Genomic DNA, 12,531 nt, shown 5'->3' with positions numbered 1-12,531 from the left:
GTCGCCTTCTGCAAGTCGCAAATCTCTGCTGCAAATCTCTCCTGTTTGCGCGAACCGCGCAGGCGGCTAGGCTAGAGACGGATTACGAATCGGATTGCCTTTTTGGGGGAAGTGATGATCGTTTCGACCACCAATGACGTCGCGGGCTACCGGATCGTCCGACATCTGGGGCTGGTGCGCGGCATCACGGTCCGCTCGCGCTCGGTGGTCGGCAATTTCTTCGGGGGCATCCAGACCATTTTCGGCGGTAAGCTTTCCGTCTATGTGAATCTGGCGGAAGCGACCCGGCAGGAAGCTTTCGACCACATGTGCGCGCACGCGGCCGACGCGGGCGCCAACGCCATCGTCGGAATGCGCTATGACGCCAATGAAATCATGGACGGCGTGACCGAGGTCCTCGCCTATGGCACGGCAGTGATCGTCGAACGCGCATAAACGGCGAAAATGCTTCTTCCTTCGAGAGAAACTGAGTAAACTGGCGCTCGATGAGCCTTCTGACCACAACCGACGAACTCGCAGCCGTCTGCACCCGCTTTTCGCGTCACCCCTTCGTGACCGTCGACACGGAGTTTTTGCGGGAGACGACCTTCTGGCCGAAAGTCTGCGTTATCCAGATCGCTTCGCCCGAGGAGGCCGTAGCGATCGACACGCTTGCCGACAGCATCGACCTCTCGCCCTTCTTCGAATTGATGGCGAACCCCGAGGTCGTCAAAGTCTTCCATGCCGCGCGGCAGGACCTCGAGATCATCTGGCGGCTCGCCCGTCTCATTCCGGCGCCGCTCTTCGACACCCAGGTGGCCGCCATGGTTTGCGGCTTCGGCGAGCAGGCGTCCTACCTTGAGCTCGTCAAGGCGATCACCCGCGCCAGCCTCGACAAATCCTCGCGGTTCACCGACTGGTCGCGCCGTCCGCTCTCCGCGGCGCAGATCGAATACGCCATTGCCGACGTCACCCATCTGCGGGACATCTACATCTCGCTGCAGGCCCGGCTCGAACGCTCGAACAGGCTCGATTGGCTCGCCGACGAGATGCAGACGCTCACCTCGCCCGCGACCTATGAGCAGCATCCCGAGAACGCCTGGGAGCGTCTGCGTCACCGCGCCCGCAAGCCGCGCGATCTCGCCGTGCTGATGGAGCTCGCCGCCTGGCGCGAGGCCGAGGCGCAGAGCCGCGACGTGCCGCGCTCGCGCGTCCTCAAGGACGATATGCTGATCGAGATCGCCCAATCGGCCCCGCGTAGTCCCGAAGCGCTCGCCAATCTGCGCTCCTTCCCCAAGGGCATGGAGCGCTCGCGCTCCGGCGCGGACATCGTCGCCGCCGTCGAACGCGGCCTTGCCCGCGATCCTGCGAGTGTGCCGCGCATCGAGCGCGAGCGGCGCGGCTCGAACGGCGCGACGGTCGAGCTGCTGAAGGTTCTGTTGCGTCAGGTGACCGAGCAGACTGGCGTCGCCGCCAAAATGATCGCCACGGTCGAGGATTTGGAGGCGATCGCCGCTGATGACCGCGCCGACGTGCCGGCGCTGAAGGGCTGGCGGCGGGCCATTTTCGGCGAGAAGGCTCTGGAGCTGAAAAGCGGCCGCCTCGCCCTGGCCATCGAGAACGGCCGGGTCGTCACTTTCGACTGGCAGGACGCCGAAGGCGCCCAAGCCCCTGCGCAATCGGAAGCGCCGGTCGAATCTCGGGAAGAAGCTTCCGCCTCGGGCTGACATCCCCGCCTCTCGCCCTAACTGACCATTGCGCGCCGGGGGCAAAACCCCTCGGCGCCTGAACGAATTCGGCCGCGCGCTCCAAGGGCGCGCGCCGCGTATGATCGCGCCTGGGCCATTTGCTCTGTCGCCAGTAATGGAGGGCCTATGCGGGAATCCATGGCCCAGAAAGCTTCCAAGCTGAGGGCGGCGACGGCCGCGAGGGCGTCACGGCGCGACGCCGGTCCGCAACTCCCCTTTTTCCTTTCCTGCGACAATGGGGCGCAGCGCGTGCGCCTGTCGAAAAATGAGGGCCATTCTGGGACCGAGCAGGTGAAGCGAGACGATCTTGGCTGGGCGATCTTTAGGCAGATCAATAGAATATTTCTATCATAAAAGCCCACACACCCTTGTCTCTACGGGGCTTTTGCATTTTTTGAGCATAAGGCTCGGCTGCCTCTGTCGAAGGCGCCAAACCTGCCAGCTGCACCATTGTCGCCACTTTACGATCACATTATAGATCAAAGCAATATGCGATTTTTATTGCATTGCGGTATTGAAATGCTGCGGCGCAGTGATACCTTTGCCTCAGCGAAGGACACCCAGGTCTGACACATTGTTGTCCGCGTTTTGGAGAGGTCGAGCCCATCCCTTCGCTGCACTGATCGATAGAAGAAAGGAATAGATCATGAAAACACGGAATATCGCATTGACGCTCGGCGGCGTTTTGGCCCTGGCGGCTGCGACGGCCGTGTCGGCGGCGGACGCCTGGTCGGAGACCAAGATGAAGCCGCTGATGGCGGCCAGTCTGGACGCCGGCGGCGCTCATGTCGTGAGCTATTTCCAGCCGGCCAATGGGGCCTGCCGTTTGACCATGATGATCGCAGACAGGGATATGGAGACGAAGGGCGGCGCGCCGACCCGCGTGCAGCTCACCGTGGAGCCGGGTCGCGCGGCCTATGTGGACGACGCCGACGGCAAATCCTCGCGCTTCACCTGCCTCTATGGCGCGGAAGCGATGAACGTCATCCGTGTCGATCGGGTCGCGCTCTCGCCTGAGCGCTGATCCGCCACACTCACACTGGCGGCGGCGCGGCCTCGATTCCGAGCTTGGCCGCGACGCCCGGGGAGGATTTCACGACATCCTCCAGAGTATAGCGGTCGAGAACGGAAAAGAGCGCGTCCAAAGATTCATTGAAGACGCGCTGCAGGCCGCAAAGACCGAAGATCACGCACCCATTCTGCGCCGCGCCGAGACATTCCGACTCGGCGAACTCTGTCTCGAACTGGCGCAACAGCCCTCCGATCGTGACTTGCGCCGGCGCAACTGCGAGGCGCAGCCCACCGCTTCGGCCGCGACTCGCCGACACGAGATTTAAGCGAACGAGTTCCAGCGCCACCTTGCGAAGATGATGTTCGGAGGCGCTGAAAGCGGATGCTATTTGCGCGATCGTGGCGCCATCATCTCCCGCAACAGCTAGGAAAATCAGGGTCTTGAATGAAAGATCACTATGTGTGGTCAGCCGCATCTGTGGTCCCATTGCAAGGTTCGAGGATCCCGGCTACAAAAGAAGTATCAAAAATACTTCTTTAGGGAGGAAAGCCGATGTCCAGCCTCTATGAACGTCTCGGCGGCGAGAAAGCCGTCAACGCCGCTGTCGAACTCTTCTATCGCAAGGTTCTCGCCGATGGGCGCATCGCGCGCTTTTTCGACGGCGTGGATATGGAAGATCAGATCGCCAAGCAGAAGTCCTTTCTGACAATGGCCTTTGGCGGCCCCAATAGCTACACCGGCCTCGACATGCGCAACGCCCACAAGCGCCTCGTCGCAAAGGGCCTCAACGACTCCCATGTCGACGCCGTGATCGAGAATTTGGACAGCACGCTGCGCACGCTCGGCGTTCCCGAAAAGGAAGTTAGAGAGGTCGCCACCCTCGCCAACTCCGTGCGCGACGACGTGCTCGGCCGGTGACGGGCGCCCCAACCCTTTCATTCCAGGATCGCCCGGTGACTTTGTCGCCGGGCGAGACTGTCCTCGAGGCGCTGCTGCGGGCCGGCGTCGAGACGCCGCATTCTTGCCGCGCCGGCCAATGCCAGTGCTGCATGCTGCGCGCGATCGACGGCGCGCCGCCGGAAGAATCGCAGCGGGGCCTTACAGATGCGCAGAAGGCGCTGGGCTTCTTCCTGCCCTGCATCTGCCACCCCACCGCTCCTTTAAAGGTCGTCGCGCCAGACGACGCCGGGGCGCCGCAGGAGGCGACGATCCGCGCGATCGAGCCGCTTTCCGAGGATGTCGTGCGGCTGCGCATCGAAACCGAAAATTTTTCCTACCGGCCCGGCCAGTTTCTGGAGTTGATCGCCGAACCTGGCCTCAGCCGGCATTATTCGCTGGCGAGTTGCCCAGAGGAAGACGCCTTTCTCGAAATGCATATCCGCCTGCATCCGAACGGCCGCATGAGCCGGCGTCTGATGGCGGATCTTCGCTCGGGCGATAAGCTCCACATCGCCGGCCCGCGCGGGACGTGCTTTTACGAGGGCGTCGCCGCGGATCAGCCGCTGACGCTCATTGGCGCGGGCACCGGTCTCGCGCCGCTTTATGGCGTGCTTCGCGACGCGTTGCGCCAAGGCCATCGCGGGCCGATCCGGCTTTACCACGGCGCTCGAGACAGCAAAGGGCTCTATCTGACGGACGAGCTCCAGGCGCTCGCGCACGCCCGTGATTTCACTTACCTCCCCGCGACCTTGGACACAGGCGGCGACGTGGCGGCGCTGGCGCTCGCGGCCGAAGCCCCGCGCGCGGCGCACACGGCTTTCTTCTTATGCGGCGGCGAGAACCTCGTGAAGCGGCTCAAGCGAGACCTGTTTATGGCGGGGGCGAGCATGAAAGCGATACGGTCGGACGCCTTCACGCCAGCGGGTTAGACGCCCTCACCACGGGCGAGCGCTCGCGCGAGGCGCTGCGTTGGCGGTCTGCGCGGCGCGCGCCTCCGGCGGTTTCAGGAAGTCACGCGCGGCGCCCCGGGATTTCGCGACGCCTTGCGGGTAGCCGCTGCGGTCGCTGTATGAGCGCCGTGCGCCGCCGCTTCGGCTCTCGTTGCGCTTCACCCACATTGCCCCAACAATATCCAAGAAAGTCACGCCCAGAACCGCGGCCATGGCGAGACCCAGATTATCCTGCTTCGTGCTCCGCGGCTTGAGCGCCATCAAGGTCGCAATGTCGAGCGCGTCTCCCGCGACCCGGCTCTGCAGGCCGGCGCCCTTGTCTGCGGACAAGGACATCATCCCCGCGCCGATCTCGCGAAGGCCGTAGGCGCGCAACAGCGTCTCCTTCCCCCGAACGCCCATCATCCGCGTCAAGATTCGGGGCGCGAAAAGCTCTGTCAGTCCGAGACCGATGCTGAACCAACCGAGCGCGCGCGCAAGACGGTCCGACCCCCAGAAGGAACTTGGGCCGGTGCTGAGAACCCTGGGATCGCCCTTGGATCGCACGATGTTCGAGAGATTTGCGACTAAGGTCATGACCGCCTCCCCGCTCAGGGCGTCAAAACGACTTTGATGCAGCTGTCCTGCTTGTTGCGGAACAGCTTGTACATATCGGGCCCCTCGTCGAGCGAGGCGGTGTGGGTGACGACGAAGGACGGATCGATCTGACCTTCCTCGATGCGGCGCAAGAGATCGTCGGTCCAGCGGTTCACATGGGTCTGGCCGGTGCGGATGGTGAGGCCCTTGTTCATCGCGAGGCCCATCGGAATCTTGTCGATCAGCCCGCTATAGACTCCGGGAATGGAGATCACGCCGGCGGGGCGGCAGACATAGATCATCTCGCGGAGCACATGCGGGCGATCGTTTTCGAGCCCGACCATCTGCTTGGCGCGATCAAGCAGCGTGTCGGGCTGCGACCAGCCGACATGGCTTTCGAGCCCGACGGCGTCGATGCATTTTTCAGGGCCCTTGCCGTCGGTAAGCTCCTGCAAGCGCTCGATGACGCTTTCATCCTCGAAGTTGATGGTAATTGCGCCGCCGGCCTCCGCCATCTCCAGACGCTCCGGCAGATAGTCGATGGCGATGACCTGCTTCGCGCCCAGTAGTATCGCGCTGCGGATCGCCATCTGCCCGACCGGACCGCAGCCCCAGATCGCGACCGTATCGGTCGGCTCGATGTCGCATTGAACCACGGCCTGCCAGCCGGTGGGGAGAATGTCGCCGAGGAAGAGGACCTGCTCGTCGGTGAGCCCTTCCGGCACTTTGATGTGCGTCTTATCGGCATAGGGCACACGCACATATTCCGCCTGTCCGCCCGGATAGCCGCCCGTAAGATGCGTGTAGCCGAACAGGCCCGCCGTGGCGTGTCCGTAGACCTTATCGGCGAGCTGCTTGTTGCGGTTCGTCGTCTCGCAGACCGAGTAGTTGCCCCGCTTGCACTGCTCGCATTCGCCGCAAATGATGGTGAAAGGCACGACGATGCGGTCGCCTTTCTTGAGGCTGCCGTTCACGCCCGAGCCAACCTCGACCACCTCGCCCATCATCTCGTGCCCCATGATGTCGCCTGGGAGCATCGCCGGGATGAAATTGTGAAAGAGGTGAAGATCCGAGCCGCATATGGCGCAACTCGTGACCTTCACGATCGCGTCGCGCGGGTCCTCGATCTCGGGGTCGGAAACGCTGTCGCAGCGAATGTCTTCCTTGCCGTGCCAAACGAGGGCTCTCATATGGCGCTCTCCCCATTTCAGCGGCGCAGCCTGGTGCGGGCGTACACAGCTTCCGGAACGGCTGGGGCGAGCGTTGGTTCCGCCGAGAGCGATGCGCGGCGCGTAACGAAGCGTAGCTGACAAGGTAGCGTCGTCGCCCCTCGCGCTTCGAGACGGCTGCTGCGCAGCCTCCTCAGCAAGAGGGGCTTCTGCATTTTATGCTAAACACTGAGGCCTCATCCTGAGGAGCGAGCGAAGCTCGCGTCTCGAAGGACGAGGCCGCCTCGGAGGTGTGGCGTCTAAGCCTCTATCTCGATCTGCGCATCGACTCCCGCGAGCCGGCCAAGCGTTTTCAGCCGGCTGAGCACGCGGTCGCTTGCGAGATCTGCGAAGTCGCGCGGAAGCATCAGAACGAGCGCATCCTTGCGAATGAGAAGCTTGGTGCGCGGCAGGACGCCCGGCATCGAAGCCGAGAGCAGATAGGCGGCCCGCATCGCCGCGCCGAGCACGCGGGCGCGCACGAAGAGGCGGGTCGTCAGCAGGCTGCGCACGGCGCCGATGCCCTCCCCCGCCTCCGTTCCCTCGTGACGCATCACAATGGCGAGCGAGAGATAGGCGCGGCCCGGATGGTCGACCGACACGAAGGGGCCGTGCGTGACGATGTTCATGGCGCGCTGCGCGCGATACTCGGGATGGGCGCGCCAGGCGATGTCGGAGAGAAGGCAGGCGGCGTGGCGCAGGCGCTTCTCCTCCGGCGTTTCGTCTATGTCGCTCGACGCCATCAGCGCGTCTGTCCAGGAGATCAGCTCGTCGCCATAGCCAGGCGCGCGCGCGAATAGCTCCTCCAGCTCGCGCGAGGCGGAAATCAGCGGATCGATCTTGCGCTCGGCCTCGGAGAGCCGCTCGAACAGCATGCCCTCGCGCACGCCCGCCGCAGAGATGATGATCTCGCGCGGCTTGGCGCGGCGAATGATCTCATCGAGCACGATTGCGCCATAGGCGAGAAGCGGCCGGCGCGCGGCCGAGACGATATTGATGTCCTCGATCGCCGTGCTGTCGATATGCTCGACCAGCGCCGCGAAATCCGAGGCCTCGCTGGTCTGGATGCGATAATTGTGCATGACGCCCAGCGGATAATTGCGCTGGCGCATATGGAGCTTGGCGAGCGAGCGCCACGTGCCGCCGACCGCATAGAAGGCGCGGCCCTTGAGATGTTCCAGAGGCTTCGCCTCTGTGATCGCCTTGCGGGCGATCCGCGTTGCTTCGCGGGGGTTACGACGGGAAGCGTCCATCAAGGCGAGGCCGCCGAGCGGCAAGGTGACGCCCTTGCCGAGCTGGTCGCCCGTCACGTCGATCAGCTCCAGCGAGCCGCCGCCGAGATCACCGACGACGCCGTCCGGCTCGTGCACCGAAGACACGACGCCGAGCGCCGAAAGCTCGGCTTCGCGCTTGCCCGACAGCAGCGAAATCTCGCGGCCGATAACGTCGCGCGCCGCGGCGATGAAGGCCGGTCCGTTCTCGGCGTCGCGGGCTGCCGCCGTGGCGATGACCTCGATGTCGAGCACGCCCATGGTCTCGCAGAGGGCGCGATAGCGGCGCAGCGCCTTCAGCGCCTTCTCGACGCCCTCCTCCGGCAGCCGTCCGGTGGTGACGACGCCCTTGCCCAGGCCGCACATGGCCTTTTCGTTGAAGATCGGCGTCGGCGCGCGCGCGAGGCCCTGATAGGCGACGAGACGCACCGAATTGGAGCCGATGTCGACGATGGCGACAGGCCGCGTCGAGCTCGGGGCCGGCTGCGCGACGCGCTGCGGCCGAAGAAGGCCTTTAAACATCTTGCTTGCGCTTCAGAAGCGAACGCGGGCGCCAATCTTTGAGCGATTTGCCGCGCCCCGACAGGCTCGGATGGGTCATGAAATATTGATGCGCGTTGAAGTGCTCCTCGCCTGCCCCCGGGCAGATGCGCTGCGACGAGCCATCGGGGAGCACGCGGTAGCTTTGCTCATTGTCCATAAGATTGGCGAGCATGATCTGATCGAGCAATTGCTGATGCACCGTGGGATTGGTGATGGGCAGGAGAACCTCGACGCGGCGGTCGAGATTGCGCGGCATGAGATCGGCCGAGGAGATATAGACATGCGCGCGCGGATGCGGCAGCGGATTGCCGCCGCCGAAAGCATAAACGCGCGCATGTTCGAGAAAGCGCCCGACGATTGATTTCACGCGGATGTTCTCGGAGAGCCCCGGAACGCCCGGCCGCAGGCAGCAGATGCCGCGCACCACGCAATCGATCGAGACGCCGGCCTTGGACGCCATATAGAAGGCGTCGATGATTTCAGGATCGACGAGGGCGTTGCATTTCACCCAGATCGCCCCCGACTTGCCCGCTTTCACGAACTCGATTTCCTGCTCGATATGTTCGAGCAGGCGCTTTTTAAGCGAGATCGGCGAGACGGCCATGCGCTCGAGCCCTGCAGGCTCCGCATAGCCGGTGATGTAGTTGAAGATGCGCGAGACGTCGCGGCCGATCACTGGATCGGCGGTGAACACCGAGATGTCCGTATAAATGCGCGCCGTGACCGGATGATAATTGCCCGTGCCGATATGGCAGTAGGTGGTAAGCCCCGAACCTTCGCGGCGCACGACCATCGAAAGCTTGCCGTGGGTCTTGAGCTCGATGAAGCCGAAGACCACTTGCGCGCCGGCGCGCTCCAAGTCGCGCGCCCAGCGAATATTGGCTTCCTCGTCGAAGCGCGCCTTTAATTCCACGAGCGCAGTGACGGATTTTCCAGCCTCGGCCGCCTCGGCGAGCGCACGCACGATCGGGCTATTGTTGGAGGTGCGGTAGAGCGTCTGCTTGATGGCGATGACGTTGGGATCGCGCGCCGCCTGCTGCAGGAATTGGATGACGACGTCGAAGGACTCGTAAGGGTGATGGACCGCAAGGTCCTTCTGCTTGATGGCAAGGAAACAATCCCCGCCATTGTCGCGCACCCGCTCCGGAAAGCGCGGATTATAGGGCTTGAATTTGAGATCGGGCCGATCGAGCGCGACAAGCTCGGAGAGATCGTTCAAGGCGAGCATGCCGTCGATCTCGAAAATCTCGCTCTGCTGCACATCGAGCTCGTCGGCGACGAGGGCGCGCAGCGATTCCGGCATGTCGGTCGCGACTTCGAGACGAATGACCGAGCCGCGGCGCCGGCGCTTCAGCGCCGTCTCGAAGAAGAGGACCAAATCTTCCGCCTCTTCCTCGACTTCGAGATCACTGTCGCGAATGACGCGAAAGAGCCCCTGCCCGCGCGGCAGATAACCTGGAAAGAGCCGCTGGGCGTTCATCCCGATCAGCGCTTCGAGCTGCATGAAGCGCTCGCGCGCGCCGCCGTGATTGGGCAGGCGCACGAATCGCTCGATCTTGGGCGGCAGTCGCACCAGCGCCTGCAGCGTCTTGCGGTCGCCGGGCCGCACCAGCTCCAGCGCCAGAGTGAAGCCGAGATTCGGGATGAAGGGGAAAGGATGCGCCGGATCGACGGCGAGCGGCGTCAGCACGGGAAAGATGCGACTGAGGAAATACTCCTCCAGCCATTCGCGATCGGCCTTGGAGACGTCGCCGGGCTCGACGATGGCGATGCCGACTTCCTCGATCTCGCGGCGCAGCTCGCGCCAGCGGCGCAACTGCTCGTTGGTCAGCAGCACCACGCGCTCGTTGATCTTGGCGAGCTGCTCGGAAGGGCTCAGCCCGTCCTGCGAGACGGCGGTGAGACCCGAGCGAATCTGGCTGCGCAGGCCAGCGACGCGGACCATGAAGAATTCGTCGAGGTTATTCGCGGAGATGGAGAGGAAGCGCACTTGCTCGAGCAGAGGATGGCTCTTGTTGGAGGCCTCCTCCAGAACGCGGCGGTTGAATTCGAGCCATGAAAGCTCGCGATTGATAAAGCGTCGCGGCGAGAGGACGAGTTCTTCCGGGCGTTCCAGAATCTCGTCGGCCCTGTCCATCACCTCGATCGTCGCGGCCTCGATGGCCGTGGCGGCCCGCTCGCTCGTCTCTCGCATATTGGCTGTCATGCCGCTTTCCTGATCGTTTCTATTCTTATGCCACAATCGCGCCGCCGGCGGCAGGGCGAAAGCGCCGCATCGCCGGGTGGCTGCGCGCTGAAGCCGCGGGAACGCCTCCGAGCGAGCCTAAAGGCTCGCTACCAAAGAGCCTGTCTACTCAATTATCCCCATCGGCCGCGGACGCAGCGAAAGCCTCCATAACCTGTGCAGTAAGCGCGCGTGTGACAGGCCGGCGCTGGGCCAGCGCCTCGCGATCGAGCGCGGCGACGAAGGCGCGCGCCGAATCGAGCGAGCGTTCGAGACGAAGCGCGGCGTAGGCCAGCGCCGGCGGCTCGACGAGAAGCTGTCGATCCCGAAACAGCTTTTCGAGCACCGCGCGCATCAGATCGTCGTCGGGCGCGCCGATCTCCACCGTGGGCGCGCGGCGCAGCCGCGACAAGAGATCGGGCAGCCGCACCTCTGCGGCCGTCGGCGCGCGCCGCGCGGCCATCAGCACGAAGACGCGGTGCTCGACGGCGAAGTTCAGCAGGTGAAAGAGGGCTGTCTCATCGGTTATGCAATCGACCTCGTCGACGGCGATCGCCTGCGGCGCGGCGGCGACCAGCGCCTCCAGAGTGGGTAGGGCCGCCCCTTGCGCGCGCAGCGCCGACGCCCGCTCGGCCCAAATCGCAAGCAGGTGGCTCTTGCCGCTGCCGGGCGGGCCGATGAGCGTCAAAATGCGGTCGGGCCAATCGGGCCAGCGCTCGATCATGGCGAGCGCCGCCTCATTCGACGGCGCCGCAAGGAAGTCTTCGCGCCGCAGACTCGGCTCGAGCGGCAGCTCCAATGGGAGCTGCTCCGGTTTTCCATCGCCCACCGGCCCTTACGCCCGGTCCTGCGCGTAGGCGGAATCGCGATAGAGCGCGCTGGCGCGATAGCGGCGCGCGAGGAAGCGCATCAGCGCGCCGATCGCCGCCGCCGCCGGCACCGCGACGATGAGGCCCGTAAAACCAAAGAGCGCGCCGAAAGCCAGCAGCGCGAACATGATCCACACCGGATGCAGCCCCACCGAGGCGCCGACAAGTCGCGGCGACAGCACATAGCCGTCGAGAACCAGGCCAATCGAAACGATGATGACGGCCTCCAAGGGCAGATCAACCTGCGGCCAAGCCTGCACGACGCCGATGATGATGGAGAAAACGAGCGCCGTCAGCGTGCCGACATAGGGAATGAAGCTCAAAAAGCCCGCGATGACACCGATCAGGAAGCCGAAGTTCAACCCGATGAGGGAGAGGCCCAGCGCATACCACAGGCCCAGAAACAGGCAGACGAGCGATTGCCCGCGCACAAAGCCTGCCAGCGCGCGGTCGATATCGCCCGCGAGCATCCGCACATCCTCGCGATGCCGCGGCGGGACGAGATCGTCGATGATCTTCACCATATTGTCCCAGTCGAGCAGCATATAGAAGGCGACGACCGGCGTGATGACCACGAGCGAAATCACATTGATCAGCGCATAGCCGCGCCAGAGCAATGATTTGAGAAATTCTGCGGCGTAGGCGGCGCCCTGGCCCGCGAGATCGTTGAAATACTTCTCGACGTCGAGATTGGCGCTTGCGCCCGCGAATCCGTATTTCTCCAGAAAATCCTTCAGATGCTCGTTGGAGAAACGCCCGCTCCAATCGGTGGCGAGGCCGTGCAGCGTTTGCAGATAGCCCGGCAGCGCCGCAATCAAGCCCGTCAACTGATGGGTGAAAACCGGCAGCACCACAATGAGCGCCGTCACGACGAGGGCGATGAAAATGGCGAGCAGCAACAGCGCGGCGCCCAGGCGCGAGCACCCGAGCCGCTGCAGGCGGTCGGCGATCGGATCGAGCAGGTAGCCGAGCGCCGTGCCCGCCATGAAGGGCGCGAGCACGGGACTGAGCACATAGAGAACGCCCGCCAGGACGAGAAGCGTCGCCGCCCACAGGCCGAGCTGGCGCTCCAGGCTCAAGCCCGCCCATTTGACGGCAACAAGCTGGACGGGCTCCGGCTCCGGGGCGCTGACCGCCGCCGCCGAAGACAAGTTCCTGGGGGCGCGCGCCCCTTGCGCGCGCGGGCCGGCCGGCCGCGTCTGCTTCGCCATT

Annotated in this window: 12 protein-coding genes; 5 read left to right on the top strand and 7 right to left on the bottom strand. The window is 64.2% G+C overall.

Annotated features, from left to right (window positions below):
• The first annotated feature begins 114 nt into the window (after positions 1-114).
• The 3 genes from OGR47_RS07705 (at position 115) to OGR47_RS07695 (ending at position 2,751) form a co-directional block, all read left to right on the top strand.
• Positions 115-435 (top strand): YbjQ family protein, encoded by a 321-nt coding sequence (locus tag OGR47_RS07705; RefSeq protein WP_165055399.1) that lies wholly within the window; start codon positions 115-117, stop codon positions 433-435.
• Between the two features lie 50 nt (positions 436-485).
• Positions 486-1,706, top strand: coding sequence for a ribonuclease D (gene rnd, locus OGR47_RS07700; protein WP_165055401.1), 1,221 nt, complete (start codon positions 486-488; stop codon positions 1,704-1,706).
• A 667-nt stretch (positions 1,707-2,373) separates the two neighbouring features.
• Positions 2,374-2,751, top strand: a complete 378-nt coding sequence (locus OGR47_RS07695; protein WP_246729833.1) for a hypothetical protein — start codon at positions 2,374-2,376, stop codon at positions 2,749-2,751.
• Positions 2,752-2,761: 10 nt separating this feature from the next.
• On the opposite strand, the gene OGR47_RS07690 is transcribed toward OGR47_RS07695, so the two are convergent.
• Positions 2,762-3,226 (bottom strand): RrF2 family transcriptional regulator, encoded by a 465-nt coding sequence (locus tag OGR47_RS07690; protein ID WP_165055403.1) that lies wholly within the window; start codon positions 3,224-3,226, stop codon positions 2,762-2,764.
• A gap of 65 nt (positions 3,227-3,291) precedes the next feature.
• Here OGR47_RS07690 and OGR47_RS07685 point away from each other — a divergent pair, with 65 nt between their 5' ends.
• The gene (locus OGR47_RS07685) at positions 3,292-3,657 is read left to right on the top strand and encodes a group I truncated hemoglobin (protein WP_165055405.1); all 366 of its coding nucleotides are present in this window, start codon (positions 3,292-3,294) and stop codon (positions 3,655-3,657) included.
• 35 nt (positions 3,658-3,692) lie between these two features.
• The gene (locus OGR47_RS07680; RefSeq protein WP_246729834.1) at positions 3,693-4,607 is read left to right on the top strand and encodes a 2Fe-2S iron-sulfur cluster-binding protein; all 915 of its coding nucleotides are present in this window, start codon (positions 3,693-3,695) and stop codon (positions 4,605-4,607) included.
• Between the two features lie 6 nt (positions 4,608-4,613).
• Here the strand turns inward: OGR47_RS07680 and OGR47_RS07675 are convergent, their stop codons facing one another.
• The 6 genes from OGR47_RS07675 to OGR47_RS07650 form a co-directional block, all read right to left on the bottom strand.
• Positions 4,614-5,204 carry a hypothetical protein gene (locus tag OGR47_RS07675; protein WP_165055409.1) on the bottom strand — a complete coding sequence of 197 codons (591 nt, stop codon included), beginning with the start codon at positions 5,202-5,204 and terminating at the stop codon, positions 4,614-4,616.
• 14 nt (positions 5,205-5,218) lie between these two features.
• On the bottom strand, positions 5,219-6,394 hold the full coding sequence (locus OGR47_RS07670; protein ID WP_165055410.1) for a zinc-dependent alcohol dehydrogenase: 1,176 nt from the start codon (positions 6,392-6,394) through the stop codon (positions 5,219-5,221).
• A 278-nt stretch (positions 6,395-6,672) separates the two neighbouring features.
• Positions 6,673-8,205: an exopolyphosphatase gene (gene ppx, locus OGR47_RS07665; protein ID WP_165055411.1), complete on the bottom strand. Its 1,533-nt coding sequence runs from the start codon at positions 8,203-8,205 to the stop codon at positions 6,673-6,675.
• Positions 8,198-10,432 (bottom strand): RNA degradosome polyphosphate kinase, encoded by a 2,235-nt coding sequence (locus tag OGR47_RS07660; protein ID WP_165055413.1) that lies wholly within the window; start codon positions 10,430-10,432, stop codon positions 8,198-8,200. Before OGR47_RS07660 ends, ppx begins: the two co-directional genes overlap by 8 nt.
• Before the next feature lie 148 nt (positions 10,433-10,580).
• Entirely contained in the window at positions 10,581-11,279 is a 699-nt protein-coding gene (locus OGR47_RS07655; RefSeq protein WP_165055414.1) for a DnaA/Hda family protein, read from the bottom strand.
• 6 nt (positions 11,280-11,285) lie between these two features.
• A complete protein-coding gene (locus OGR47_RS07650) occupies positions 11,286-12,530 on the bottom strand; it encodes an AI-2E family transporter (RefSeq protein WP_165055416.1) in 1,245 nt (414 codons plus the stop codon).
• Position 12,531: the final 1 nt, after the last annotated feature.

It is taken from the genome of Methylocystis sp. MJC1 (assembly GCF_026427715.1).
Classification (GTDB): domain Bacteria; phylum Pseudomonadota; class Alphaproteobacteria; order Rhizobiales; family Beijerinckiaceae; genus Methylocystis.
Note: the sequence above shows the minus strand (reverse complement) of the source record. Positions and strands in the feature narration are given on the sequence as shown.